Annotated in this window: 23 protein-coding genes; 19 read left to right on the forward strand and 4 right to left on the reverse strand. The window is 63.7% G+C overall.

What is annotated here, in order from left to right:
- Position 1: 1 nt before the first annotated feature.
- From GSQ88_RS09990 to GSQ88_RS10010, 5 genes are all read left to right on the forward strand, one after another.
- Positions 2 to 694, forward strand: coding sequence for an aspartate/glutamate racemase family protein (locus GSQ88_RS09990; RefSeq protein WP_210253780.1), 693 nt, complete (start codon positions 2 to 4; stop codon positions 692 to 694).
- Positions 695 to 760: 66 nt separating this feature from the next.
- The gene (locus tag GSQ88_RS09995) at positions 761 to 1,465 is read left to right on the forward strand and encodes a GntR family transcriptional regulator (protein WP_159007565.1); all 705 of its coding nucleotides are present in this window, start codon (positions 761 to 763) and stop codon (positions 1,463 to 1,465) included.
- 125 nt (positions 1,466 to 1,590) lie between these two features.
- Entirely contained in the window at positions 1,591 to 2,895 is a 1,305-nt protein-coding gene (locus tag GSQ88_RS10000) for an MFS transporter (RefSeq protein WP_159007566.1), read from the forward strand.
- 15 nt (positions 2,896 to 2,910) lie between these two features.
- Positions 2,911 to 3,684 (forward strand): SDR family NAD(P)-dependent oxidoreductase, encoded by a 774-nt coding sequence (locus GSQ88_RS10005; RefSeq protein WP_246735188.1) that lies wholly within the window; start codon positions 2,911 to 2,913, stop codon positions 3,682 to 3,684.
- A gap of 26 nt (positions 3,685 to 3,710) precedes the next feature.
- Positions 3,711 to 4,610: a polysaccharide deacetylase family protein gene (locus GSQ88_RS10010; protein WP_159007567.1), complete on the forward strand. Its 900-nt coding sequence runs from the start codon at positions 3,711 to 3,713 to the stop codon at positions 4,608 to 4,610.
- A 19-nt stretch (positions 4,611 to 4,629) separates the two neighbouring features.
- On the opposite strand, the gene GSQ88_RS10015 is transcribed toward GSQ88_RS10010, so the two are convergent.
- Together GSQ88_RS10015 and GSQ88_RS10020 are read right to left on the reverse strand one after the other, a co-directional pair.
- Complete coding sequence (locus GSQ88_RS10015) at positions 4,630 to 5,952, reverse strand: sensor histidine kinase (RefSeq protein ID WP_246735189.1); 1,323 nt, start codon at positions 5,950 to 5,952, stop codon at positions 4,630 to 4,632.
- A gap of 20 nt (positions 5,953 to 5,972) precedes the next feature.
- Positions 5,973 to 6,734 carry a response regulator gene (locus GSQ88_RS10020; protein WP_246735190.1) on the reverse strand — a complete coding sequence of 254 codons (762 nt, stop codon included), beginning with the start codon at positions 6,732 to 6,734 and terminating at the stop codon, positions 5,973 to 5,975.
- Between the two features lie 304 nt (positions 6,735 to 7,038).
- On the opposite strand from GSQ88_RS10020, the gene GSQ88_RS10025 reads away from it, so the two are divergent.
- The 12 genes from GSQ88_RS10025 (at position 7,039) to GSQ88_RS10080 (ending at position 20,827) form a co-directional block, all read left to right on the forward strand.
- Positions 7,039 to 7,836: a DUF3313 domain-containing protein gene (locus tag GSQ88_RS10025; RefSeq protein WP_159007569.1), complete on the forward strand. Its 798-nt coding sequence runs from the start codon at positions 7,039 to 7,041 to the stop codon at positions 7,834 to 7,836.
- A 249-nt stretch (positions 7,837 to 8,085) separates the two neighbouring features.
- The gene (locus GSQ88_RS10030; RefSeq protein ID WP_159007570.1) at positions 8,086 to 8,976 is read left to right on the forward strand and encodes a helix-turn-helix domain-containing protein; all 891 of its coding nucleotides are present in this window, start codon (positions 8,086 to 8,088) and stop codon (positions 8,974 to 8,976) included.
- A gap of 172 nt (positions 8,977 to 9,148) precedes the next feature.
- Entirely contained in the window at positions 9,149 to 10,291 is a 1,143-nt protein-coding gene (locus GSQ88_RS10035) for a maleylacetate reductase (protein WP_159007571.1), read from the forward strand.
- A 43-nt stretch (positions 10,292 to 10,334) separates the two neighbouring features.
- Complete coding sequence (locus GSQ88_RS10040) at positions 10,335 to 11,240, forward strand: intradiol ring-cleavage dioxygenase (protein WP_159007572.1); 906 nt, start codon at positions 10,335 to 10,337, stop codon at positions 11,238 to 11,240.
- A 50-nt stretch (positions 11,241 to 11,290) separates the two neighbouring features.
- The gene (locus tag GSQ88_RS10045; protein WP_159007573.1) at positions 11,291 to 13,096 is read left to right on the forward strand and encodes an FAD-dependent oxidoreductase; all 1,806 of its coding nucleotides are present in this window, start codon (positions 11,291 to 11,293) and stop codon (positions 13,094 to 13,096) included.
- Between the two features lie 66 nt (positions 13,097 to 13,162).
- Positions 13,163 to 14,491, forward strand: coding sequence for an ABC transporter substrate-binding protein (locus GSQ88_RS10050; RefSeq protein ID WP_502706713.1), 1,329 nt, complete (start codon positions 13,163 to 13,165; stop codon positions 14,489 to 14,491).
- Between the two features lie 108 nt (positions 14,492 to 14,599).
- Positions 14,600 to 15,313 carry an ABC transporter ATP-binding protein gene (locus GSQ88_RS10055; RefSeq protein ID WP_159007574.1) on the forward strand — a complete coding sequence of 238 codons (714 nt, stop codon included), beginning with the start codon at positions 14,600 to 14,602 and terminating at the stop codon, positions 15,311 to 15,313.
- A complete protein-coding gene (locus GSQ88_RS10060) occupies positions 15,310 to 16,014 on the forward strand; it encodes an ABC transporter ATP-binding protein (RefSeq protein WP_159007575.1) in 705 nt (234 codons plus the stop codon). Before GSQ88_RS10055 ends, GSQ88_RS10060 begins: the two co-directional genes overlap by 4 nt.
- Positions 16,015 to 16,021: 7 nt before the next feature.
- The gene (locus tag GSQ88_RS10065; protein WP_159007576.1) at positions 16,022 to 16,888 is read left to right on the forward strand and encodes a branched-chain amino acid ABC transporter permease; all 867 of its coding nucleotides are present in this window, start codon (positions 16,022 to 16,024) and stop codon (positions 16,886 to 16,888) included.
- Complete coding sequence (locus GSQ88_RS10070) at positions 16,885 to 18,015, forward strand: branched-chain amino acid ABC transporter permease (protein WP_159007577.1); 1,131 nt, start codon at positions 16,885 to 16,887, stop codon at positions 18,013 to 18,015. Before GSQ88_RS10065 ends, GSQ88_RS10070 begins: the two co-directional genes overlap by 4 nt.
- Before the next feature lie 203 nt (positions 18,016 to 18,218).
- Positions 18,219 to 19,586, forward strand: a complete 1,368-nt coding sequence (locus GSQ88_RS10075) for a glutamine synthetase family protein (RefSeq protein WP_159007578.1) — start codon at positions 18,219 to 18,221, stop codon at positions 19,584 to 19,586.
- Between the two features lie 68 nt (positions 19,587 to 19,654).
- The gene (locus tag GSQ88_RS10080) at positions 19,655 to 20,827 is read left to right on the forward strand and encodes an iron-containing alcohol dehydrogenase (RefSeq protein ID WP_159007579.1); all 1,173 of its coding nucleotides are present in this window, start codon (positions 19,655 to 19,657) and stop codon (positions 20,825 to 20,827) included.
- A 150-nt stretch (positions 20,828 to 20,977) separates the two neighbouring features.
- Here the strand turns inward: GSQ88_RS10080 and GSQ88_RS10090 are convergent, their stop codons facing one another.
- Together GSQ88_RS10090 and GSQ88_RS10095 are read right to left on the reverse strand one after the other, a co-directional pair.
- Positions 20,978 to 22,156, reverse strand: a complete 1,179-nt coding sequence (locus GSQ88_RS10090) for a DUF5666 domain-containing protein (RefSeq protein WP_159007581.1) — start codon at positions 22,154 to 22,156, stop codon at positions 20,978 to 20,980.
- The gene (locus tag GSQ88_RS10095) at positions 22,153 to 23,031 is read right to left on the reverse strand and encodes a DUF6502 family protein (RefSeq protein ID WP_159007582.1); all 879 of its coding nucleotides are present in this window, start codon (positions 23,029 to 23,031) and stop codon (positions 22,153 to 22,155) included. Before GSQ88_RS10095 ends, GSQ88_RS10090 begins: the two co-directional genes overlap by 4 nt.
- 114 nt (positions 23,032 to 23,145) lie before the next feature.
- Between GSQ88_RS10095 and GSQ88_RS10100 the strand changes: the two genes are divergently transcribed.
- Both GSQ88_RS10100 and GSQ88_RS10105 read left to right on the forward strand, forming a co-directional pair.
- Positions 23,146 to 23,313 (forward strand): hypothetical protein, encoded by a 168-nt coding sequence (locus tag GSQ88_RS10100; RefSeq protein WP_159007583.1) that lies wholly within the window; start codon positions 23,146 to 23,148, stop codon positions 23,311 to 23,313.
- Positions 23,314 to 23,330: 17 nt separating this feature from the next.
- Positions 23,331 to 25,268: a glycosyltransferase gene (locus tag GSQ88_RS10105; protein WP_159007584.1), complete on the forward strand. Its 1,938-nt coding sequence runs from the start codon at positions 23,331 to 23,333 to the stop codon at positions 25,266 to 25,268.
- The last annotated feature ends 1 nt before the right edge of the window (position 25,269 follow it).

Consider the following 25,269-nt stretch of genomic DNA (forward strand, 5'->3'; position numbering starts at 1 on the left):
CATCTACGGCGCGCCGCTTGGCATCCTGATGCTGGAGGCAAAATTTCCGCGTATTCCGGGCGACATGGGCAATGGCACGACGTGGCCGTTTCCCGTGCTGTACCGGGTGGTGAGCGGGGCGAGCCCGGAAAAAGTGGTGCTCAAGGCGGCGGCCGGTTTGTTGCCGGACTTCATCGATGCCGCCAAGGATCTGGTCCGGTTGGGCGCCGAGGCGATCACCACCAATTGTGGTTTCCTGTCGCTGTTCCAGAAAGAGATCGCGGCTGCGGTCGGTGTGCCGGTCGCGACGTCGTCGCTGATGCAGGTGCCGTGGGTGCAGGCGACGCTGCCGCCGGGCAAACGCGTCGGGCTCGTCACCGTCTCGGGTTCGACATTGACGCCGGCCCATCTCGAAGGCGCCGGCGTGCCACTCGATACACCGCTGGTCGGCACCGAGGGCGGACGGGAATTCTTCCGCGTGCTGATCAAGGCCGAGAAAGAGGACATGGATGTCGCGCTCGCCGAGCAGGACGTCGTCGAGGCCGGCAAGCAACTAGTTGCCGGTCATCCCGAAATCGGCGCGATCGTGCTCGAATGCACCAACATGCCGCCTTATGCGGCCGCGTTGCAGGCGGCTGTCGGCATTCCGGTCTACGACATCTATTCGATGATCACCTGGTTCCACGCCGGCCTGCGACCGCGCAGCTTTTCCTGACGATCAGCGTTTTCGACCCCAGCGGCGTATTTGTATGACAACATATATTATTAGGTGCATGCGGTGATGGTGAAACGGGTGGAGACCACTTCCGACAGCGTCGTCGACCGGGTCTATGAACAGCTCAAGGCGATGGCCGTGAGCTTCGAGTTCAAGCCTGGCGAGCGACTCAACGAGGGCGCGATCGCCGCGCGGCTCGGCGTCAGCCGCACGCCCTTGCGCGAGGCGCTGAACCGGCTGAACACCGAAGGCTTTCTGCGCTTCGCGCCGGGCCGCGGATTTTTCTGCCGGGAGCTCGACGCCCAGGAGATCTTCGATCTCTACGAGCTGCGCAAATCGATCGAGATCTCGGCGATCCGCCTCGCCATCCAGCGCGCCCGCGACCAGGATATCGACGCGCTGCTGACTTTTCTGCGCGACACCGGCCCCGACCCGGGCGAGCGCACGTCGATGGAACTGGTCAAGCTTGACGAGACCTTTCACGAAGGTCTGCTGAGCATGTCGAACAATGCCGAAATGCTGCGCGTGCTGCGCAACGTCAATGCCCGGATTCGTTTCGTGCGCTGGATCGACATGGACCGCATCAACCGCACCAAGACCCAGGCCGAGCATCGCGCCGTGCTGCTCGGCGTCAAGGCGCGCGACGAAGCCAAATGCGTGCCGGTGCTGGAGAAGCATATCGACCGCCGGCTGGATCAGATCACCTCGGCGATCAAGGAAGGCTATGCGCAGATCTATATGCCCGCAGCCGGATTGACGCGGGCGCTGTAGCCGTTCCGCGGCAGTTGCTTTGCCGTGGCAACGCGCGCTCGCTTGCGATGAGGCGCTTTGTTGACATTTCCAGCGCCTTCAATTGCAATGCGACCAGAGACGGCGGATCGATCGGGGGCGTCAAGATGTCGAGCAGTTACGCGGACAGAGCCGATCCCTCGTCGGCGGTCGCGCTGGGGCCGACGGACGCGGAAAGCCGGCGCGCGGTCGGCGCCGCCGTGGTTGGCAACGTTTTGGAATGGTATGATTTCGCGGTCTACGGCTATGTCGCGACGATCATCGCCAAGAATTTCTTCCCGGGCGGCGACGAGGTCGGCGCGCTTCTCGCGACCTTTGCGACCTTCGGTATCGGTTTCGTCGCCCGGCCTCTCGGAGGCGTCATCATCGGCAGGATCGGTGATGCAAGGGGGCGGAAGGCGGCGCTGCTGCTTACCATCTTCATGATGGCGGTCGGCACGGTCGGCATCGGCTTCATCCCGAACTACAATTCGATCGGCGTGCTCGCGCCGCTGCTGCTGGTGGCCTGTCGTCTGCTGCAAGGCTTCGCCGCGGGCGGCGAATGGGGCGGCGCGACGGCGTTCATCGTCGAATGGGCGCCCAGGGACCGTCGAGGTTTTTTCGGCAGCTTCCAGCAGGCGAGCGTTGCCGGGGGATTGCTGCTGGGGTCCGCCATCGCCGCGCTGTCCAGCACGCTATTGTCTTCCGACCAAATGGAATCCTGGGGATGGCGCATTCCGTTCCTGCTCGGTTTCGCGCTTATTCCCGTCGGCATCTACATGCGCAGCAATATCGAGGAGACGCCGGCCTATCGGGATGCAAAGGACGATCCGTCCGGACCGCAGACACCGGGCTGGATTCTGGCCGCCAAGGCCTTCGGCTTCACGATCCTGTGGACCGTTTCCTACTACACCATCCTCTATTACATGCCGACCTTCACGCAGAAATATGCCGGCCTCAGCCGGACCGAGGCGCTGTGGTCGAATACGATTGGTCTCGTGATCCTGGTGATCGCGGTTCCCGTGATGGGGCTATGGTCGGACAGGATCGGCCGCAAGCCGCTGCTGATCGGCTGCTGCGTCGCGTTCGCGGTTCTTACCTATCCGCTATTCTATATCATGCTGTCGGGCGTCTCGCTGCTCGGCGTGATCGCGGTCCAGTTCGTGTTCGGGCTGATGATCGCGATGTTCTCCGGTCCAGGTCCGGCCGCCATCGCGGAGATCTTCCCGACCCATTGCCGCTCGACCTGGATGTCGACCGGATACAGCCTGGCGACCTGTATCTTCGGTGGCTTCGCGCCCTTCATCGCGACCTGGCTGATCAATTCGACGGGTTCGCCAATCTCGCCTGTCTACTACCTGATCGCCGCCGCCATCGTTTCGGCTATTGTCGTGATGACGCTCCGGGAAACGGCGCATGAAGAGTTGCGCTGACGTCGCGATCCCGGCATGTCATCGACAAAGGACGCGGCTGCCATGATGCTGGACTTCACGGGTAAGACGATTGCGATCAGCGGCGCCGCGATCGGCTTCGGCCGCGCCATCGCAACCCGCTTCGCAGCCGCGGGCGCCGATGTTTTTGGTTGCGACATCCTCGATGCGGATGCGGCCGGCACCGAGCGGATCAGCATCACCAAGGTCGACCTGCGCGATCGGCAGGCCGGTGCCCGCTGGATCCGCTCGATCGAGGATCGGACCGGACGTGCCGTGGATGTCCTGGTCTGCAACGCCGGAGGCGTCGCGGGCCAGGCCGAGCGGCCGCTCGAGGAGGTCACCGATGACGATTGGGACCGTGTGGTCGACATCAATCTCGGCGCTGCCTTCGCGCTGTGCCGGGCTGCGGCACCCGGAATGAAGCGGGCGGGCAAGGGCACTATCATCACGATCAGTTCGGGGGCGGCCCTTCAGGCCTCTCTCACCGGCGTTCAGGCCTACTGCGCTTCAAAGCACGCGGTGCTGGGACTGACGCGCCAACTGGCCCATGAACTCGGCCCCCATGGCATCCGCGTCAACAGCGTTGCGCCGGGATTCGTGCGGACCAATGCCGCCACCGAACGGCAATGGGCTTCGTACGGCGAACAACGACAGCGACAACTTGTCGACGGCGTCGCCTTGAAGCGCCTCGGCACCGCGGACGAGATCGCGAAGGCGGTGATGTTTTTCGCCTCCGACCTCGCCAGTTTCGTCAATGGTCAAGTGCTGTCGGTCGATGGCGGCAGGTAACGGCCAAAGCAGAAGGATCACATCCCATGAGCAATCCTGTCGGTGCAGCGGGCGAACCCTGGCAATGGGACGAGCCGCATTGGCGCGGCCTCGTCAACCAGGTGCGCGCCGGGCGGCGGCTGGCGCCCGCGCGCTGGAAGGGCGGCGCGCGCTGCGCCGTCGCGCTCTCGTTTGACTCCGATCACGACACCAACGAACTGCGGGATGGCGGCAAGTCGATCGGGCGGATGTCCTGGGGGCAATACGGCAACCGCGTCGGCGTGCCGCGCATCATCGAGTTGCTGGACCGTTATGGCATCAAGGCGAGTTTCTACGTTCCCGCGGTCGCGGCCTTGCTGTATCCCGACGAACAAAAGCGCCTGGTCGCTGAAGGCCATGAAATCGGCATCCATGGCTGGATTCATGAACTGAACTCGGTGCTGCCTTACGAGGTGGAACGCGATCTGATGTTCCGCTCGACCGATACGCTCGAAAAGATCACCGGCGTCCGCCCGGTCGGCCTGCGCACGCCGTCGTGGGATTTCAGCCCTAATACGCTGCGCATCGAGACCGAGCTCGGCTTGTTATACGACTCCTCCCTGATGGCGGACGAGGATTGCTACGATCTCGTGATGGATGGCAAATCGACCGGCATCGTCGAGGTGCCGGTCGAGTGGGTTCGCGACGACGCCGTCTATTTCATGATGAATCGTTTCCAGTCGCTCAGGCCCTACACGCCGCCAAAGGACGTGCTGGAGATATTTTTGCGCGAATTCGATGCGGCCTATCAGGCCGGCGGCCTGTTTCAGCTCACCATGCATCCGCATATCATCACGCCCCGTTCGCGCATCTGGATCCTGGAAGAGGTCATTCGGCATGCCCAGGCCAAGGGCGATGTCTGGTTCGCGACTCATGCGGAAGTGGCGGCTTATGTGAAGTCCGTTTGATCCGGCGACGTCAGTGACGTTAGGTCGCGAGATGTTTCGGCGGAAGTACCAGCAGCACCTGTAGACCGCTCGGTTCTCGCGGACGCATTTCAATGCCGCCACCGTGGCGCTTGATGATATCTAGCGCAATCGACAGCCCTAATCCGAATCCGCCATTGTCATGGGAGCGCGCATCGTCGGCTTTGAAGAAGGGCTCGAATACCTTGTTGCGAAGAGCGGAAGGAATGCCTGGCCCGTCGTCAAGAACCTCGATTTCGATCTGGTCAGGTGTCTTTCGGCTGAGTCCGACGGTGACATGGCGGCCGTGCTTGACGGCATTTTCCACGATGTTGGTGATCGCTCGCGAGAGCGCGCGTGGCCGGCACGCATAGGCAAGACGTGGCGGTCCCGCATAGGAGACCGTATGCCCGACATCGGCGAAATCGGAACAGATCGTTTGCAAAAAGCTCGCGAGGTCGATGCGCGCCACCGTCTCCGACCGCGCATCGTCGCGAAGATATTCCAGCGTGTCGTCCAGCATGCGGCTCACCACGGTGAGGTCTTTCTGCATGGCGGTTCGCAAGCCGTCCTGGTTCATGCGTTCGGAGCGAAGGCGCAGCCGCGTCAGCGGCGTTCGCAAATCGTGGCTGATCGCTGCAAGCATGCGGGTGCGATCGTCAAGCAGCCCGCTGATGCGGGTACGCATCTCGTTGAGCGCGTCGGTGACCTGGATGATCTCACGCGGGCCACGCCGGTTCAGCTCGCTACCGCCCAGTTGCGAACGACCGAAAGCCGCCGCGGCATTCGCCACCGCTGCAAGGGGCGCCGTGATCCAACGCACCGCATAGATCGACAGCAGCAGCGTGGAAACCAGAACGATCATCAACAATAGGGCGGTCGGCGTAAAGAAAAACGGCCACAGGGCACCTTCCAGGGCGCCGTCGAACACCAGCGCGGTTCGCTCATCGAGCCTGGTGATAATCTGGGATGAGGGGCCCTGACGATATCGCAGGTCGTCAAGCAATTTGATCCCGGGCCGGGATGCCAACAGTCGCAAGGCTCCCCATGAGGAAAGCGGCGGGCGATCGGTGATCTCTGATGGTACGAGGTCCGAAATGGCGACACGCTCGACCTTGAGTCCGGCGCGTCGGACGACGGCCAGAAGCTGGTCCATCTCGGTCGGACTATCGGCCGCCTGGAATAGCTGCGTGATCTGTGCAATGCGCGTCACTCTTGGCATCGGGCCGTCGCTGCGAGACGGAGAATCGAATATCAGCATGAGCGTTGCTGCGGCGAGGACGATGCCGATCAGGGCGGAAATGGCGACGACGCCGGTGATCTGTGCGGTGATGCTGCGCGGCATCAGCCGATCGAACCATGCCATTAGATCTGTTCCACCGTCGGTGTGAACACGTAGCCGCCCAACCGAACCGTCTTGATCATGGAGCGGTCTCTTGGATCTGGTTCGATCTTCTGCCGGATACGGCTGATATGAACGTCGATGCTTCGCTCGACCGGTCCGGCGAGACCGCCGTGCACCAGTTCGATCAGATGTTCTCTCGATAGAATTTCGCCGGGATTGCGGCAGAACGCCAGCAGCAGGTCGAACTCGGCGCTGGTCAGCGTAATCCTGACGCCACCGGGATCATGAAGTTCGCGCGCGGTGGGGTCGATACGCCATCCGGCGAAGGTCAGCGGACGCGGCCGAAGCCGGGTGAACGCCGCGCTGCCATCGGCGCGGCGCAACAGCGCCCGGATTCGCGCCACCAGTTCTCGAGAATTGAACGGTTTCGCCACATAGTCGTCGGCGCCGAGCTCAAGACCGGCAATCCGGTCAACTTCCTCGCCGCGCGCGGTCACGATGATGATCGGAATCGACGATGACATCCTGAGCCGCCGGCAGATGCTAAATCCGTCCTCGCCCGGCAACATGACGTCGAGTACGACGAGGTCGATGCTTTCGCGCTGGAGCAAGACGTCCATGTCTGCGGCAGATCCAACGAAGACGGGAGAGAAGCCGTTTTCGTCGAGGACGTCGGACAGCATACGCGCGATCTCGGGATCGTCCTCAACGCACAGGATACGTGCCTTTGCGGCGACCGAGAGGGAGGGCGAGGTCATCACGCCGTGAGAGAGGGGCGGCATTGGTAGAAATTCCCGGATGGCCCGCGCTGAAAATGTCGTTGGGCGCGACGCAAGAGCGCGTTTAAAGGTGGCTAAAATAGGTCGGCGTTTCGCCGCGAAATGTGGCTTAATATTTCTTATTCCAACAGCGTCTGTCGTCGCTCTATCGTGATGCCTCTGCCGACCGCGAGGCATCATGGAATACCCGTTCGCCCACGTTACGAATTGCGGCTCGAAGGGGGGCGCCCGGTTCGTGGACAATCTGTCGTCACGGTGCGCGCGAGGACGGAGCCGCTTACTCGTCAAATCCGTGGCGGCATCGACGATGGCCGCGGTCTTGTTGTCGGGCTGCGCCAGCGCGCCGATGACCAGGGGCGGATCGCTGTCGTCCTACGACAGCCTGACCCCGTCGGACGGGGTACTGGCGAAATCGCTGGTCCGCGTCAGCAAGGACGAAGTGCTCGCTGCAAAGACGGTGCGAATCGTACCAACGGTGTTCTCGCAAGCGGCGTCACCTAATCTGTCGACCAAACAGCGCGTGCTGGTCGCCAACGCGGTCGATCGATCGCTGTGCGTCGGGTTGAGCGAACGCTTTCAGGTGGTCACTGCCGATCAACCGGCGGACTTGACGGCGCATGTTCTGGTTACTCAGGCCGCACCAACTAACGAAGTCGCGGCGGGTGCGTCGAAGGTTGTGTCGTTCGTCCCGATGGCGTTGGGTGTCCCGGCGCCCGTTCCGCGACTTCCGATCGGGCTCGGGAGCCTGACGGTCGAAGCCGAAGCGCAGGACCCCAGCGGCAAGCAGCAGGCCGCGATGATTTGGGCGCGCGGGGCAAATTCGTTCACCAATTCACCGACGGTGTCGACCGCCGGCGACGCCTACGACCTCGCCGCTTCGTTCGGTGGTGACTTCAGTCAGTTGCTCGTGACCGGCGCCTCGCCGTTCGGAAAAGCGCCGCACATGCCATCGCTCGACAAAATCGGGTCGTCGTTGGGTGGAAAGCCGAAATATGCCGCGTGTGAGACGTTCGGTCGCGGCCCCGGCGCAGTCGGGATGATCGCTGAACGGGTGGGGTTGCCGCCGGAGTGGTCCGACAAGGGCGCACCGACGGAAAATCAGTAAGAACGGCCTCGCGGTGAGGGGCATATCTATATTTGTTTTATATTTCAATTGGTTATATAAGAAATCAGATTTTCGGCCTCAGGCCATATCGCCATATCAGGGCCGGTGCTGAGCTAAATTCGCGAACGGCAAAATAGGCCTGCGGGGCCAAACCGCTCCTGCTGTATGTTGAAATTGCAAAACTGTTGCGCTTCACTTGCGCGGCGACTGATACCTTGAAGGTCCTTGGAACCTGTGTTGGCCAGCCCGATGCAATCGAAACCGGTCTTTGGGATAGAGGATACTCACCGTATCCTGCATCAGTTTCAGGCCGACATTCGCGCCTCGAGCGAGGGCCTCGGCTGGTCGCAGGCCTTTGCCTCGGTTCAGCGCGAGCGCGCCTATGAGGGCAAGCTGCACGCGCTCTCCGACAGTCTGATGGTCCTGCATCGCGGTGGGCCGGTCGACATAACTTATACCGTCGGAGGAAAATCCGTCGGCCGGCATATCCCCAAAGGCGGCGTGTTCTTTCTTCCGGCGGGCCATGAATGCGATGTCGCGCTGCATGCCGCGCTGGATTCGACCCACATCTATCTTCGCTCCGACCTGTTCGCCGATAGCGAGGCCGGCGCGCATAACGTCATCGGCGGCCTCGCGCCCATGTACGGCGAGAACGATGCGGTGCTCGCCCATCTCGCGGCGGCGGTCGGCGACACCATCACCGCTGGCCTGCCGGCCTCGTCGCTGTTCGTCGATCCGATCGTCAGCGCCATCGCCAACCGGTTCATCGCGATCAATTATCACACGCCGGCGGCGGAGCCGGGCAAGCAGACGCAGCGGCTGACCCATCGTCAGATGCAGCGTATCCGCGAGTTCGTCGAAGCCAATCTCGAGACCGACATCCGGCTGGAAATGATGGCGGGTATCTGCGGCCGCAGTACCGAATATTTCGTGCGCGTCTTCAAGGCCACCGCCGGCGTCTCGCCCTACCAATATGTGCTCAACCTGCGGATCGAGCGCGCCAAGGCGCTGCTCGGCGTCGAAGGCGCAAGCATCGCCGACGTCGCGCTGCAATGCGGCTTCTCGCACCAGGAGCATCTGACGCGCATGTTCCGCCGCTTTACCGGCGTGACCCCGGGCCGCTATCGGAGCAGTCATTAGACTTGTCGCACCTTAAGCCGGCCTTTCGCCCTTGGCGATGGCGGGACAACATTTTTCCGGTTTTGTGCAGAATTCCTCCGGTTTCGTGCAGGCCCGTGCCCGCCGTTGCGCCTAGCGTCCGCTCCAACAGCAAGAAATTGATTGCGCCGGGATTCCGGCGCGGGAGGACGCCATGCGCATCAGCAATGCCGATGCCAACAGCGCGAGCGATGTTCAGGTCACGGATTCGGCCGCGGCTCAGAGCGCGGGTCCGCGCGGTTTCGCCTATAATTCGCAGCAGTACCGCGTGGTGTTCGGCGCCGGCACAGCCGCGCGCCTGAACGAAGAGGTCGAGCGCCTCGGGATCAGGCGGGTACTCGTGCTGACCACCCGCGAGCAGCGCGACCAGGGCGCGCGCCTCGGTGCGCAACTCGGCAGCCGGCTGGCCGGGGTGTTTTCCGATGCCCGCATGCATACGCCGGTCGAAGTCACCGAGAGCGCTATGGCGGTGGTCCAGGCGCAGGATATCGACGGCTTCGTTGCGATCGGCGGCGGCTCAACGGTCGGGCTCGGCAAGGCGCTGTCGTCGCGCACCGGGCTTCCTCACATTGCGATGCCCACCACTTACGCCGGATCGGAAATGACCCCGATCCTCGGTGAGACCCAACACGGTATTAAAACCACGCGGCGATCGCAGGACCTGATCCCCGATACCGTGATCTACGACGTCGATCTGACGCTCGGACTGCCGTCCAGGATCTCGGCCGCCAGCGGCATGAACGCCATCGCCCATGCGGTCGAGGCGCTCTATGCCGAAGACGCCAATCCGCTGACCTCGCTGATGGCCGAAGAAGGCATCGCCGCGCTGGGCCGCGCGCTGCCGCGCATCGTGGTCGCGCCGTCCGACGGCGCTGCGCGACACGACGCGCTGTATGGCGCGTGGCTGTGCGGTACCTGCCTCGGCGCGGTGGGCATGTCGCTGCATCACAAGCTGTGCCATGTGCTCGGCGGCTCGTTCGATCTGCCACACGCCGAGACTCACGCGATCATGCTACCGCATGCGACAGCCTACAACGCCGTCGCCGCCCCCGAAGCGATGGTGCGGATAGCGCGGGCGCTGGGCGCATCCGACGCCGCGCGCGGCCTGCACGAGCTGGCGCAAAGCCTGGGGCTGCCGAAAACCCTCGCCGAAATAGGCATGCCGGAATCGGGCATCGATCGTGCGGCCGATGTCGCGGTGCAGAACGCCTATGCCAATCCGAGGCCGGTCGAGCGCGCCTCGGTGCGCGAACTGATTGTCGCGGCCTATCGCGGCGAGCCGCCTTCATTGCACTGATCCGATAGCGCCAATCGCGGGACCTGACCCAAGGACTTAACCGATGACCCAGTTTGACGATCATGAACTCACGGCGGAAGTGATCCACAGTTTCCAGGCGACGCCGGATCCCAGACTCAAATTCATTCTCGGAGAGGTCGTGACCTCGCTGCACGATCTGGTGCGCCGTACAAATCTCACCTTTGAAGAATGGGAGCGCGCGATCGATTTCCTGACCCGGACCGGACAGACCTGCACGCCGTTGCGGCAGGAGTTCATCCTGCTCTCCGACGTGCTCGGCGTGTCGATGCTGGTCGATGCCGTCAACCATCGCGAGCGCGAAGGCGCCACCGAGACCACCGTGCTCGGGCCGTTCTATGTCGGTGAACACCGGCTGACGCCGCACGGCTCGGATATCTCGCAAGGCATCGCCGGCGAACCGATGTTCGTGCGCAGCCGCGTCACTGATTTATCCGGCGAGCCGCTCGCGGGCGCCGAGATCGACGTCTGGCACGCCGACGATGACGGCTTCTACGATTCGCAAAAGCAGTCTTACGAGACCCAGGGGCCCTCGCTGCGGGCGCGGTTCAAGACCGATGCCGACGGGCGGTTCTCGTTCCGCACCATTCTGCCTTGCAGCTATCCGATCCCGACCGACGGCCCGGTCGGCGAATTGATCGCGGCGACCAAACGCCATCCGATGCGGCCGGCCCACGTCCACTTTCTGGTCAAGGCGCAGGGCTTCGAGCCGCTGGTCACGCACGTCTTCATCGAGGGCGACGAATATCTCGGCTCCGACGCGGTGTTCGGCGTCAAGGACGAATTGATCGCAAAAGTCGAACGTCGCGACGAACCGGTAATGCCCGATGGCGTACCCGCATCGGGGCCGTGGCACCTCATGGCTTACGAATTCCAGATGAGGCCAGGCACCGGAATCGTGCCGCAGCCGATGATGGCCGCGGCCGAATAACACGAAAGCATCAGCGCAAAAGCGCGATCCATAAAAATTGGGAGAGGGAAATGGCCAACACACCGAGGACTACGATTGAGACGGATGTACTGGTGGTGGGAAGCGGGCCGGCGGGCGGGGCTTCCGCAGCACTGCTTGGCATGTACGGCGTGAAGCATATTCTGGTGACCAAATATGGCTGGCTGGCCGATACGCCGCGCGCGCACATCACCAACCAGCGGGCGATGGAAGTGCTGCGCGATCTCGGCCTTGAAGCCAAGGCCATCGCGCAAGCAACCCCGCAACATCTGATGGCCAACAATGTGTTCTGCGAAAGCCTGGCCGGTGAGGAACTTGGCCGGCTGTATTCCTGGGGCAATCATCCGGCGCGGCGCGCCGATTATGAACTGGCGAGCCCGGTCAGCATCTGCGACCTGCCGCAGAATTTGCTGGAGCCGATCCTGCTGGAGGCGGCGGGCCAGCGTGGCAGCTCGATCCGCTTCAACACCGAATTCGTCGATCTGGTTCAGGACGCGGATGGCGTCAGCGCAACCGTCAAGGACCGGCTATCCGGCGAGACCTACGACATCCGCGCCAAATATCTGATCGGCGCCGACGGCGGCCGCAGCCGCGTCGCCGAGGTGATCGGCCTGCCGATGCTGGGACAGATGGGCCGCGCCGGCAGCATGAACATCATCGTGCAGGCGGATCTCTCCAAATACGTCGCGCATCGGCCGAGCGTTCTGTACTGGGTGTTGCAGCCCGGCGCGCAGATCGGCGGCATCGGTGCCGGGCTGGTGCGCATGGTACGGCCGTGGAACGAATGGCTGTTCATCTGGGGCTACGACATCGAGCAGGGTGAACGGCAGCTCACCGACGACGAAGCGATTTCGATCGTGCGCAATCTGGTCGGCGACGAGACGCTCGAGGTCAAAGTCACATCGACCTCGACCTGGACCGTCAACGAAATGTATGCCGGTCATTATTCATCGGGCCGGGTATTCTGCATGGGCGACGCGGTGCATCGGCATCCGCCGACCAATGGGCTCGGCTCCAACACTTCGATCCAGGACGCCTACAATCTGTGCTGGAAGCTGAAGCTGGTTCTGGAGAACAAGGCGCAGCCATCGTTGCTCGACAGCTATTCGGCGGAACGTCAGCCGGTCGGCAAGCAGATCGTGACCCGCGCCAACAAGAGCATCGGCGACTTCCCGCCGATCTTCGAAGCCGTCGGCCTGCTGTCGTCCACCGACCCAAGCGAGGCCAGGAAGAATATCGAAGCGCGCAAGGCCCCGACCGAGGAGGGCAAGACGCGGCGCAAGAAGCTCTATGAGGCGATCGCGCACAAGACATACGAGTTCAACTGCCATGGCGTCGAGATGAACCAGCGCTATGCATCGAGCGCGGTGGTTTCCGACGGCACGCCGGAGCCGGCATTCAATCGCGACCACGAACTTTATTATCAGGCCACCACCTGGCCGGGCGCGCATCTGCCGCATGTCTGGGTCGAACAGCATGGTGTTCGCAAGTCGACGATCGATCTCGTGGGCAAGGGCCGTTTCACCTTGCTCACCGGCATCGGCGGCGAGTGCTGGACGCAAGCCGCCGCCGCGGTCGCAGCCGCTTATGGCTTAGCTGTCGACGTCGTCAGCATCGGTCCCGCCGGCTGCGATGCGCAGGACATCTATGCCGACTGGTATCGGCAGAGCGAGATCGACGAAGACGGCTGCGTGGTGGTGCGGCCCGACATGTACGTCGCCTGGCGGTCCAGGCAAGCCGTGGCGAATGCCTCCGATGTCCTGATCGGGGTGTTCGGCCAATTGCTCGGGCGTACCGCTGAAAATGCGGACGCGAAGGCTTCGGTCGCCGCGGCCTGACATCACTTCAAGCCAATCAATCACAGCCGGCAATGCACCGGCTGACAACGAGGGAGGGAAGACCATATGACCAGCAAGATTTTCCGCTATCCGGCGTCAGGCGTGAATCGTCGCCGTCTGCTGCAAGGCCTCGCCGGCGGCATGGTGGCGACCGGCGCGATGACGCTATTCGGTCCCGCGGTGCGTGCCGCCAAGCCGATCAAGATCGGCTACGTCTCGCCGAAGAGCGGCCCGCTCGCCGCCTTCGCCGAGGCCGACGATTTCGTGCTCGGTGAATTCCGCAAACTCGTCAAGGACGGCATCAAGATCGGCTCGCAGAGCTACCAGGTCGAGGTCGTGACCAAGGACAGCCAGTCGAATCCGAATCGTGCCGCGGAAGTGGCCAAGGAACTGATCACCCGCGACAACGTCTCGATCATCCTGGTCGGCGCCACGCCCGAGACCAACAACCCGGTGGCGACGCAGTGCGAGCTCGAGCAGATTCCCTGCATTTCAACCGTGGCGCCGTGGCAGACCAATTTCATCGGCCGCCAGGCCAACCCCGGCGATCCCAAGAGCTGGAAGCCGTTCGACTATACCTTCCATTATTTCTGGGGCCTTGAAGACGTCATCGGCGTCTTCACCGGCATGTGGCAGCAGGTCGCGACCAACAAATCGGTCGGTGCGCTGTTTCCCAACGACGCCGACGGCAATGCCTGGGGCGACAAGGTGATCGGTTTTCCGCCGGTGCTCGACAAGCAAGGTTTCAAGCTGACCGACCCGGGCCGATTCCAGAATCTGACCGATGACTTCTCCTCGCAAATCTCCGCGTTCCGCGGCGCCGATGCCGAGATCGTCACCGGCGTGATCATCCCGCCGGACTTCACGACGTTCTGGAATCAATCACGCCAGAAGGGTTTCAAGCCCAAGGTGGTGTCGGTCGCCAAGGCGCTGTTGTTCCCGACCTCGGTTCTGGCATTGGGCAAGAGCGGCAACAACATCTCGACCGAGGTGTGGTGGACGCCAAGCCATCCCTACAAATCGAGCCTGAGCGGGGTCAGCGCCGCCGAACTCGCCAAGGGTTATGAGCAGGCTTCCGGCAAGCAATGGACCCAGCCGATAGGCTTTGTTCATTCGCTGTTCGAAGTCGCGGTCGATGCCATGAAGCGCGCGGGCGATCCGACCGATGGCGCAGCCCTTGCGAAGGCGATCGGCGCCACCAAACTCGACACTATCGTAGGCCCCGTCGTGTTCGGCTCCGACAAGGTGCCGCCGTTCGCCGCCAAGAACATCGCCAAGACGCCGCTGGTCGGCGGGCAGTGGCGCCTCAATGGCGAAAAATACGACATGGTCGTCACCGAAAACAAGCAGGCGCCGCAGATCCCGCTCGGCGGCGATATGCAGGCGCTGAGCTAAATCGGCAGCGTTTTGCCAAATTCTGCGTCGTTGCCGGCTTGACCGGCAGCGGCGGCTTTTGATGGCGAGACGCTTTATTCTGGATGACGATAACGCCAGGTCGCAACGATGCTTGAACTCAAAGCTGTCTCCAAGGCGTTCGGCGCCATCGTGGTGGCCGAGCGCATCGACCTGTCTCTGTCGTCCGGCGAAGCGCTCGGCGTGATCGGCCCGAACGGCGCCGGCAAATCGACGCTGTTCAACCTCATCACCGGAATGCTGCGGCCGGATTCCGGCCGCGTCATCCTCGATGGCCGCGACATCACCGATCTGGCGCCGGAAGACCGCTGCCGCGCCGGGATCGGCCGCTCGTTTCAGATTCCGCTGCCGTTCGATCATCTGTCGGTGTTCGAGAATTTGTCGGTCGCAGCTTTGTTCGGCGGCGGCATGGGGCAGGCCGAGGCGGTTCAGCACTGCGGCCGTACGCTGGAGCTGACCGGGCTGGAGGCCAAGGCCAACCGTCCGGCCGGAAGCCTGCCACTGCTCGACCGCAAGCGGCTGGAACTGGCGCGTGCGCTCGCCACCCGGCCACGCACGCTGTTGCTCGACGAAATCGCCGGCGGCCTGACCGAGGCCGAATGTCATGAACTGGTCGAGACCATCCGAACCATCCACGCCGGAGGCGTCGGCATCATCTGGATCGAGCACGTGGTTCACGCGCTGCTCGCGGTGGTGCAGCGGCTGGTGGTGCTGGATTTCGGCCGGGTGGTGGCCCAAGGAGTGCCGGCGGAAGTGATGCGCTCCAGCGAAGTGCAGACCATCTACATGGGAGTGCCGGCATGACCGCGCTGCTCAACGTCACCGCGCTCGATGCCTTCTATGGTGACTTCCAGGCGCTGTTTGGTATCGATTTTGAGCTCGGTGCCGGCGAAGCGGTGGCCGTGATCGGCGCCAACGGCGCCGGCAAGTCCACGCTGTTGAAATCGCTGGCGGGGCTGGTGCGCAACCGGCCCGATGCGGTCCGTTTTGCGGGCAGACCGATCGGCGATAGTCAAGCTGCGAGCATCGTGCGGCTGGGGCTCGCGCTGGTGCCGGAAGGCCGGCAGTTGTTTCCCTCGCTCACCGTCGAGGAAAACCTTCTGATCGGCGCGTTCGGCGGCGAGCGCACCTCGCCGTGGGATCTTTCGTCGGTCTACCGGATGTTTCCGGTGCTCAGGGAGCGCCGGCGCAGCAGCGTCACAGAGCTGTCGGGCGGGCAACAGCAGATGGTGGCGATCGGCCGCGCGCTGATGTCTAATCCATCGGTGTTGTTGTGCGACGAGATCAGCCTCGGCCTCGCGCCCATCATCGTGGAGGATATCTACCGGATGCTGCCGCGGATTCGCGAGCACGGCACCGGCATCGTCGTCGTCGAACAGGATATCGCCCGCGCGCTGCGCAGCACCGACCGTTTCTACTGTCTGCAGGAGGGGCGGGTCACGCTCACGGGCCGGCCGGCCGATGCCAGCCAGGATGCCATTCACTCGGCATATTTCGGAACATGAGGCCGCAATGATCGGACTGGACACCGTGATCGAGGGCGTGCTGCTTGGCGGCGTCTATGCGCTGTTTGCGCTGGGGCTGTCGCTGATCTTCGGCATCATGCGGCTGGTCAATCTCGCGCATGGCGACCTGATCCTGCTCGCGGCCTATCTGGTGCTCAGCGTCACCACGGTGCTCGGCATTCCCTTGCTCGTGGCCACGCTGCTGGTCGTGGTGGTGATGTTCGTGGCTGGTTTTGCCTTGCAGCGGCTGGTGCTAGAGCGGGTGCTCGGCGATGACATCCTGCCGCCGCTGCTGGTGACGTTCGGGCTCTCGATCGTGATCCAGAACGGTTTGCTGCTGGTGTATGGCGCCGATAGCCGCAGGCTTCAGGCCGGTGCGTTCGAATCCTCCTCGGTGACGCTCGGCGGCGGATTGAGCATCGGCCTCGCGCCGCTGACGGCATTGCTCACCGCCATCGTTGCGGTGGCGCTGCTGCAACTTGTTTTCTACCGCACCTCGCTTGGACGCGCGTTTCGCGCCACCTCCGACAATCCGCAGATCGCCCAGCTGATGGGGATCAACGAGCGCAGCGTTTACGCCATCGCGGTTGGCATTTCGCTGGCGGTGTCGGTGATCGCCGCGATCACCTTCGGCATCCGCGCCAATTTCGATCCTTCGATCGGACCGGCACGGCTGCTCTATGCCTTCGAGGCCGTGATCATCGGCGGGTTGGGCAGCCTGTGGGGCACGCTGGTCGGCGGCATCGTGCTCGGATTGGCGCAGACCATCGGCGCACGGATCAATCCGGAGTGGCAGATCCTCAGCGGCCATCTCGCCTTCCTGGCGGTGCTGATGGTTCGCCCGCGTGGATTATTCCCGTCGAGGCGGCCATGAGCGTGACGGCGGCGCGCGACAAGGTCGAGATCGGGCGTGGCGCCGGCGCGGCGCCGCTATGGCAGGTGCGCGTCGGCACGCCGCTGTCGCGAGCCGCGGCGATCGGCGCGCTAGCCGTCGTGGTGGCGCTGGTGTTGCTGCCGGCGGTCGCCTCGCGCAACCTGATCCAGGATCTGATTTTTGTGTTCACCATGCTGGCGCTGGCGCAATTGTGGAACGTGCTGGCGGGGTGGGGCGGTCTGGTCTCGGTCGGGCAGCAGGCCTTTGTCGGGCTCGGCGCCTATGCGCTGTTTGCCGGTGTGGTGACGCTCGGGATCGATCCGGTTTTCACGATTCCGCTGGCCGGCCTGCTCGCCGCGGTGGTGGCCGCCGTGCTGGGGCCGCTGTTGTTCCGGCTGGAGGGGCCGTATTTTGCCATCGGTAGCTGGGTGGCGGCCGAAGCTTTGCGGCTGATCTGCGCGCAATTCAAGACGCTCGGCGGCGGCACCGGCATGTCGATCTCGCCATCGGACCTGTCGCAGATGATCGGCCTGAAATCGGCGCAGGCGTTGTTCGGCCTGCGTCCCGCGGCCGCACGCGATGTGCTGATCTACTGGATCGCGCTGTTGCTCGCGGTGGCCGTGACGCTCGGTATCACCGCGTTCGTGCGTTCGCGGATGGGGCTCGCGCTGGCCGCCAGCCGCGACAACGCCGCGGCCGCGCGCAGCGTCGGCGTGCGCACCGGCCGCATCCGATACCTGCTGTGGATCGTCGTGGCCTTCGCGACCGGCATGGTCGGCGCCGTGGTTTATTTGCAGAAGGCGCGGATTTCACCGGATGCCGCGTTCAGCGTCACCGACTGGACCGCCTATGTCATCTTCATCGTGGTGATCGGCGGCGTCCGCACCATCGAAGGACCGATGATCGGCGTGCTGACCTTGTGGGGCTTGATCACCTATCTGGCGCAGTATGGCAGCCTGTATCTGGTTGTGCTCGGCATTATCGCTATTCTCATCATGCTGTTCATGCCGAAAGGCGTGTGGGGCGAGATCGAGCGGCGCTGGGGGATCAGGCTGTTCCCGACGCAGCGGGTGCTCAGCCGCACTTCGTGCGGCAGCGACTTGGCAAAGAACGATCTGGCGAAGTAACCGCGTCACGTCGCGCCCGAAGGGGGTCCCGGTCCGATAGCAATTTCAATTACTTGGCCGGAAATTCGACTCGTCACGGTCATTTTCTGCCGAAATGCGCGAGCGCTTTCAGGATGCCACTTAAAATTGTTCTTATTTGTGATGGTCGTCTCCCATAGACTGGTCAGAATGCCTGCTGACGTCCGATGTGAGAGCCGAGCCCCATGGATTCGAGAAACGTAAAAACCGCAGCCGATGCCCGGGCGCTGGTCGAGGCGCGGGGGTTGTCTCACGTCAAGCTCGGCGTGGTCGATCTCGACGGCGTGATCCGCGGAAAATATATGTCGCGCGACAAATTCTTCAGCGCGCTCGAGCACGGCTTCAAGTTCTGCGACGTGATCTTTGGCTGGGACTCGCATGATCAGATCTACGACAAACCGAGCTTTACCGGATGGCACACCGCCTTTCCCGACGCGACCGCGCGGATCGATCCCACGTCCTGCCGCGATGTGCCCTTTGAAGGCGGCATGCTGTTCTTCCTCGGCGAATTCGACGACGCGGCAGCAGAGATCTGTCCGCGCCGGCTGTTGCGCCGCATCGTCGATCGCGCGGCGGGGATGGGGTTAGCGGCGACCGCGGCGGCCGAGTTCGAGTTTTTCGTGTTCGACGAGACGCCGCACAGCGTGCGGGAAAAAGGCTACCGCGACCTCAAGACGCTGACTCCGGGCTGGTTCGGCTATTCGGTGCTGCGATCATCGGTCGAGTCGGATTTCTATCATGCGCTGCTTAAGCTCTGCGAAGACATGGACATGCCGCTCGAGGGTCTGCACACCGAGACCGGGCCCGGCGTACTGGAAGCCGCCATCCAATATACCGATGCGCTCGCGGCATCCGACCGCGCGGTGATCTTCAAGACCTTCACCAAGGTGCTGGCGGAGCGGCAGGGCAAGATGGCGACGTTCATGGCCAAATGGTCGAACGCCTATCCGGGTCAGTCGGGACATCTGCATCTTTCGCTGCGCGATCTCGCCGGCAAATCCGTGTTCCACGAAAGCGGGCGTCCCGGCAACATGTCCGACACCATGCGCTGGTTTGTCGGGGGCCAGCAGGCGCTGCTGCCCGAGCTATTGGCGATGGTGGCGCCCACCGTGAACAGCTATTCCCGCCTGATCCCCGGCTTCTGGGCGCCCACCGATGCGACCTGGGGCATCGAAAATCGCACCTGCGCGTTGCGGGTCATTCCGGGCTCGCCATCGAGCCAGCGCGTCGAATACCGGATCGCGGCTGCCGACATCAATCCGTATCTCGCGATCGGCGCAGCCCTCGGCTCAGGCCTCTGGGGCATCGAACACAAGATCGAGCCGGACGCGCCGATTGCCGGCAGTGCCTATGATGTCGCGCATCCGGCCGAGCGCGCGTTGCCGAGAAATTTGTCGCAGGCCGCGGACCGGCTTGTTGCCTCGTCGGCGGCGCGTAACTTGTTTGGTGACGTCTTTGTCGATCATTATGCGATGACCCGGCACTGGGAGGAGCGCGAGTTCCGCAAGGCGATCACCGACTGGGAACTCGCCCGCTATTTCGAAATCATCTGAAGCCCCGCGGGCGCAGAATGACGAGGTCGTTCCCGAACTCACCCTCGCATCGAACACTGAGAGCAGCCATGACCGTTCAGATTACCGGCGCCTGGAATTTTCCGACACGCGTCATAACGGGCCCCGGTCGCATCGCCGAACTTCCCGAGGCGTGCCGGACCCACGGCATCACCCGGCCGTTGCTGGTGACCGACAAGGGCCTTGCGGCGAGCGATCTCATCGCGGGCATCTTGGGGCGTGTTCGCGATGCCGGAATTCCGATCGGCGTTTTCTCCGACGTGAAGTCCAATCCGACCGAAGCGAACCTTCAGGCCGGTGTCGATGCCTTCAAGGCGGGCGGCCATGACGGCGTCGTTGCAGTCGGCGGCGGATCGGCGCTCGATATCGGCAAGTGCGTGGCGTTCATGGTGGCGCAATCCCGCCCGGTGTGGGATTTCGAGGATTTCGGCGATTGGTGGACACGGGCCAACACCATCGGCATCGCGCCGATCATCGCGGTGCCGACCACGGCGGGAACCGGTTCGGAGGTCGGCCGCGCCAGCGTGATCACGCGCGAGCAAACCCGCGAAAAGAAGATCATCTTTCACCCGCTGATGCTGCCGAAGATCGCGATCCAGGATCCTGAGCTGGCCGTCGGGCTGCCGCCGTTCCTGACCATGGCCACCGGCATGGACGCGTTGGCGCACTGCTTCGAGGCCTATTGCGTCAACGCCTTCCACCCGCTCGCCGACGGCATCGCGCTCGAGGGAATCAGGATCGTCGATACCTATCTGCCGCGCGCGGTCGAGAATGGTCGCGACCTCGAAGCGCGCGCCTACATGTTTGCGGCGGCTTCGATGGGCGCGACCGCCTTTCAGAAGGGCCTCGGCGCGATCCATTCGGTATCGCATCCGGTGGGCGCGCGTTACGACACCCATCACGGTCTCACCAACGGCGTGATCTTTCCCTATGTGTTGGTCTGCAACAGAGCCGCGATCGCCGACAAAATTCCGCATATCGCGCGGGCGCTCGATTTGCCGGGCCGCGATTTCGACGCGGTACTCCAATGGATCCTCGCGTTCCGCAAAAAACTTGGCGTGCCGCACACTTTGGCTGAGATCGGCGTTAGGGAAGCCGATGCCGACATCATCGCTACCGATGCCGTGAAGGATCCGACGGCCGGCTCTAATCCGCGACACCTCAGCGAGGCGGAATTCGAAAAACTCACGCTTGCGGCTATCCGCGGCGATCTCTCAAGCTAGGCGCGTTGCGGCGAGCCTGGCGCGGCGCACTTGCGCGCTTCGCCAAGCTAGAGCGTTTTCGAGCGAAGTGGACACCGGTTCGCGTCAAGAAAACGCGTCAAAACAAGTATCTAGAGCCCGGTTCTGATTCCATCAGAACCGGAAATTGCTCTAGTGCCGGCCGCCGCCGCCGGGTCCACCCCCGAAGCCGCCGCCTCCGGGCCCAGGCCCGCCGCCTAATCCGGGCGGACCGGCTGGAGATCCGAAGCCGCCGGGCGCGATGGAATCGCCGGGGACGCTACCGCCACCAGGGCCGGGACCACCCGGCGCGTTCGGTTGACCGCCGGGCACGGTCGAGCCGCCGGGGCCGCCTTGGCCCGGGCCCGAACCTTGACCCGGACCTTGACCCGGACCTTGGCCGGGATGACCTGGTCCTTGCAACGTCGCGCCCGGAAACTTGTCGACGGATTGAATGGATTCAACCCGCAGCCCGCTGGCGGCATCGAACACGGCATTGACGACCACGCGCACATCGTTGGCCGGCTGGAAGCGCGAGGTATCGTGGGCGACGTAACCCGAGCCGAGCTGCAAGCCGGCACCGGTGCGTCGCACATAGGCCTCGATCAAGAGGTGACTGGCTCCGGACAAATCCGAAAAATCATCCAGCCTGGCGTGTGAAACCCGCATCACGCCTTGCGCGGCCTGACCCTCGACCTGAACGCGATGCCCAACCAAGGCTGGATCCACGCCGGCCAGCCGCATGCCACCGATCCGCGCTCCGTCGCGATCGCGTTCGAGCAATCCCGCGACCCGCGTCGCGGTATCACGGCGCTTCTGCACGAGGCTCGCGACGATCACGCCGTCGGTGCGGCGCAGCCCGAACACGGCCACATAGCTGCCGGGGCGACGCCAGCTCTCGCGGCCGGCCCAGATCACCTTTTGGCCCAGCACGGTCATTTCGCCGTTGCCGAGCGCTTCGACCGGCCCGATCACCTCGCTGACCGCTTCGATGCCGCTGGTGGCCAGCGTCCCGTTGGCCTGGCGCAACGCCAGAACGCGCGCGACATGTCCGATCCGCAGCGCACCCGGCGAGGTGAGTTCGCCATCGATCCGCACCGGCACGTTCGGCGCGTAACTGATGCGTTCGCCGTTGACGAAAATGCTGCCGAAACGTTGGATCACACCGACGATGCCGGTGCCGCCGATGCCGTGGTCATCGCCGATCCTCGCACCGGTACCCCCGATGCCGTGATCGTCGCCGCGGACTTTCTGCGCCCGGACGCTGGACGACCCGGCGAGCCAAAGCCCGGCCAGCAGCACCCGACGCGAGATGACCGGCCACTTCGTCATGGTTGACCGCTTTCGTCCGCATCATCGTGCGGGCTGTCCGGCTCTTCGCTTTCGCTGTAGACATAGACGCCGAAATTCCAACGGCTGCTGCCACCTTTGTCCTTGGCCACCGCGCGATTGGCTTCGCGGTTGGCGGTCTTCAGCGCCTCCATCGCGAGCTCGCGCGAGCGGCTTTCGAGCCGTTTGGCCAGCTTGTGCGACAAGCCGTCATAATGCACCGCGCGCTCGAGGAAGGGGGGCGGGGACGTGGCAACGTTTTCCGCGGCGGCTGCGACATGGTCATGCAGATTGCGGCCGAGATAGTGCCATTTGCGATCGTCGTCGCCCTGCGGAACCAGCCCGGCATTCACCAGCACGATCTCCTGATCGCCATTGACCGTCACCAGATTGCGGTCGAGCCATTCATCGAGCACCGCGCGCGGCCGCACGTCCTTGGTGACGGAGGCGACCAAAGCCTCGAAAGAGGGCGCGTCGCCGTCCGCGGTGCGCGGCAGCGGCAGCGGATCGCCGCGCTTGTCGGTGAATTCCGGCGCGGCGATCCAGCGGGCAATGATCGCGCTGGTACGCGACAGCGTCGCCGGTGTCTCATTGACCGGTGCTCCGGCGCCGCGCAGCCGGGCCACTTCCTTGCGATGGATCCCGGTGAGCAGGCTCACTCGGCTGTCGGTCTGCTCCTTGTCGTCCAGCGCGAAATCATACTCGGCGACATTGACGAACAGTTCGCGCAACAGCTGCGCCAGCATCGGAAATGTCATGCCGCCGCGGATACATAGCTTGACCAGCGGGCGCAGCAGCCGCGCCAGCGGCGCGCGCAGGCGATCCGGCTCGATCGACGGACGCGGAGCCGGCTTCGACGTTCGGCGAGCAGCATTCATGGCGAAATTGTAGCCGTGTCCCGCGTGGGACACAATCCCACATTGTTGTAATGATTATTGACGTGTGAAATTTTCCCACGTATTGGGAGGTGTCGCAACCGAGGAACCCGATCCATGCGCGTCTTTCCGCAACCCCAATCCGGACCATTCGCCTTCGCGCGAAATGGCATCACGCGGCGCAAACGCGCGGCCGTCGAGCCGATGTTGCCGGCGTTGATCCGTGCCGTCGCATTCTTCTCGACATTGCCGCTGCCGTTCTTCGCGGCGCTGTTCATCAATTGACCGGAGCGAGCCGCATCATGATCTCGCTCAACGACTCCGGCCGGCGCCTCTCGGTGCTTCACATCTTCAAGATTTATTACCCCGACCTTTTCGGCGGGACGCTTTCGGTGATCCGCGATATTTGCACGGCGCTAAAGGACAAGTTCAGCTTCGGCGTGCTGGTCTGCTCGAAGCAGGGGGGCCGGCGCTGCGTCGTGGTGGACGGCGTACCGGTCGAGCGCGTGCGCTCGTTCGGCGATGTGCTGTCGCTTCCCGTTGCGCCGACCTATCCGTTGCGGCTGTGGCGGCGGATGGCGAAGCACGATCTGCTGGCGCTGCATGCGCCATTTCCGTTGGCAGATATCGCTTTCGCCCTGGGATTCGGCCGTGGGCGACCCCTGGTGGTGCACTGGCACGCGGACATCGTCAGCCATGCCGGGTTCAGGCGGCTTGTGGAGCCGCTGATGCGGCGGACGCTGCGGCGTGCCGAAGCGATCATCCTGTCCGATGGCGTTCTCCTGGACGAAACCCCATTGCTGCAGGAGTTCGCCGAAAAATGCCATGTCGCTCCCTTTGGCATCGACGTCTCGAAATATGACCTGCCGGCCAAGCGCCATCACGACATCAGGGTGGGACGCGGTCGCGGGCGGCTGGTGCTCGCTTGCGGCCGCCTCGTTCCCTACAAGGGGTTTGATGTGCTGATCCGGGCCGCCGTCGATCGGCACTTCAGCGTCTGGATCGTCGGCGAGGGCCGCGAACGGGCGCGGCTCGAACAACTGATCTCAAGCCTTGGCGTGAGGGATCGCGTGCGCCTGTACGGTTCGGTTCCCGATAGCGAAATCGTCAAGCTGATGTACATGGCGGACGTGTTCGTCATGCCGTCGGTGACGTCAGCGGAAACCTTCGGGCTGGTCCAGCTCGAAGCGATGGCGGCGGGCCTGCCGATCGTCAACACCTCGCTCGACACCGCGGTCCCGCATGTCGCGCGTCACGGCATCGAGGCGATCACGGTGCCGCCGGGCGATCCTGAACAACTGGGGCAGGCGATCGAGACCTTGATCGACGATCCCGAGCGGCGCCAACGCATGGGCCGTGCCGCACGGCAGCGCGCGACGACTGAATATTCCTCCGCCACCTTCAAGCAGGGGATCGAGACGATCTACCGACAGGCCATCGCGCGCAAGGCGGAGAGCCGCGCGGCCGAGGCCGCGGAATTCAAAACCACAGGGTTGCTCGGCGCGGTCCGGATCGCGGCGGCGTTGGCCTGGTCCGATATGCGCCACCGCTACGTCCGCTCGATCCTTGGACCGTTCTGGATGTCGATCCAGATGGCGATCATGGTCGCGGTGTTGGGGTCGGTGATCGGCCATATGTCCAACGCCGGCATCATGTCGCGGCTTCCGATGCTGGCGCTCAGCCTGACGGCCTGGACATTCCTCAACAGCGTCATTCTCGATGCGACGACGGCGCTTCAGGGCTCGGCCAGCCTGATCAAGGACCGCGCCTTGCCGCCCGTCGTCTTCCTGTTGCAATGCGTGTTCCGGCAAGCGCTGTTTGCGCTCCACAATGCCTGCGTGCCGCTGCTGCTGTGGCTGTTTCTGGTGCACGCGGATTTCGCAAGCGCGCTGGCGGCGCTGCCGGGCCTTTTGCTTTTCGTGACCTGCGCGCTGGGGCTGAGCCTGGTGCTCGGGGCGCTGGCGACGCGATTCCGCGACATCAAGCCGATCGTCGAATCGACATTGACGCTCGCCTTCCTGTCCTCGCCGATCCTCTGGACGCCTGAGATGATCAACCAGAACTCAACCGTGATGCGGCTGAATCCGCTGACGCATCTGTTCGCGGTGTGGCGCGATCCGTTGGCCGGCATTCATGTCGGCATGGCGAGCATCACGTACGCGCTGGCCTGCGTCGTGGCGCTGGGGCTTGCAAGCGCCGTGACCATCGTGCGGCTGCGCAAAGCGGCGTTCTGGATCTGAG

This window comes from Bradyrhizobium sp. S69 (assembly GCF_009766005.1).
Taxonomy (GTDB): domain Bacteria; phylum Pseudomonadota; class Alphaproteobacteria; order Rhizobiales; family Xanthobacteraceae; genus Bradyrhizobium.

What these genes read in the sequence shown, in the direction of transcription:
- GSQ88_RS09995 (WP_159007565.1), top strand. Translation starts at nt 761, where the DNA reads ATGGTGAAACGGGTGGAGACCACTTCCGACAGCGTCGTCGACCGGGTC.
- GSQ88_RS10000 (WP_159007566.1), top strand. Translation starts at nt 1,591, where the DNA reads ATGTCGAGCAGTTACGCGGACAGAGCCGATCCCTCGTCGGCGGTCGCG.
- GSQ88_RS10005 (WP_246735188.1), top strand. Translation starts at nt 2,911, where the DNA reads ATGTCATCGACAAAGGACGCGGCTGCCATGATGCTGGACTTCACGGGT.
- GSQ88_RS10010 (WP_159007567.1), top strand. Translation starts at nt 3,711, where the DNA reads ATGAGCAATCCTGTCGGTGCAGCGGGCGAACCCTGGCAATGGGACGAG.
- GSQ88_RS10015 (WP_246735189.1), bottom strand. Translation starts at nt 5,952, where the DNA reads ATGCCGCGCAGCATCACCGCACAGATCACCGGCGTCGTCGCCATTTCC.
- GSQ88_RS10020 (WP_246735190.1), bottom strand. Translation starts at nt 6,734, where the DNA reads ATGCCGCCCCTCTCTCACGGCGTGATGACCTCGCCCTCCCTCTCGGTC.
- GSQ88_RS10025 (WP_159007569.1), top strand. Translation starts at nt 7,039, where the DNA reads ATGGCCGCGGTCTTGTTGTCGGGCTGCGCCAGCGCGCCGATGACCAGG.
- GSQ88_RS10030 (WP_159007570.1), top strand. Translation starts at nt 8,086, where the DNA reads ATGCAATCGAAACCGGTCTTTGGGATAGAGGATACTCACCGTATCCTG.
- GSQ88_RS10035 (WP_159007571.1), top strand. Translation starts at nt 9,149, where the DNA reads ATGCGCATCAGCAATGCCGATGCCAACAGCGCGAGCGATGTTCAGGTC.
- GSQ88_RS10040 (WP_159007572.1), top strand. Translation starts at nt 10,335, where the DNA reads ATGACCCAGTTTGACGATCATGAACTCACGGCGGAAGTGATCCACAGT.
- GSQ88_RS10045 (WP_159007573.1), top strand. Translation starts at nt 11,291, where the DNA reads ATGGCCAACACACCGAGGACTACGATTGAGACGGATGTACTGGTGGTG.
- GSQ88_RS10050 (WP_502706713.1), top strand. Translation starts at nt 13,163, where the DNA reads ATGACCAGCAAGATTTTCCGCTATCCGGCGTCAGGCGTGAATCGTCGC.
- GSQ88_RS10055 (WP_159007574.1), top strand. Translation starts at nt 14,600, where the DNA reads ATGCTTGAACTCAAAGCTGTCTCCAAGGCGTTCGGCGCCATCGTGGTG.
- GSQ88_RS10060 (WP_159007575.1), top strand. Translation starts at nt 15,310, where the DNA reads ATGACCGCGCTGCTCAACGTCACCGCGCTCGATGCCTTCTATGGTGAC.
- GSQ88_RS10065 (WP_159007576.1), top strand. Translation starts at nt 16,022, where the DNA reads ATGATCGGACTGGACACCGTGATCGAGGGCGTGCTGCTTGGCGGCGTC.
- GSQ88_RS10070 (WP_159007577.1), top strand. Translation starts at nt 16,885, where the DNA reads ATGAGCGTGACGGCGGCGCGCGACAAGGTCGAGATCGGGCGTGGCGCC.
- GSQ88_RS10075 (WP_159007578.1), top strand. Translation starts at nt 18,219, where the DNA reads ATGGATTCGAGAAACGTAAAAACCGCAGCCGATGCCCGGGCGCTGGTC.
- GSQ88_RS10080 (WP_159007579.1), top strand. Translation starts at nt 19,655, where the DNA reads ATGACCGTTCAGATTACCGGCGCCTGGAATTTTCCGACACGCGTCATA.
- GSQ88_RS10090 (WP_159007581.1), bottom strand. Translation starts at nt 22,156, where the DNA reads ATGACGAAGTGGCCGGTCATCTCGCGTCGGGTGCTGCTGGCCGGGCTT.
- GSQ88_RS10095 (WP_159007582.1), bottom strand. Translation starts at nt 23,031, where the DNA reads ATGAATGCTGCTCGCCGAACGTCGAAGCCGGCTCCGCGTCCGTCGATC.
- GSQ88_RS10100 (WP_159007583.1), top strand. Translation starts at nt 23,146, where the DNA reads ATGCGCGTCTTTCCGCAACCCCAATCCGGACCATTCGCCTTCGCGCGA.
- GSQ88_RS10105 (WP_159007584.1), top strand. Translation starts at nt 23,331, where the DNA reads ATGATCTCGCTCAACGACTCCGGCCGGCGCCTCTCGGTGCTTCACATC.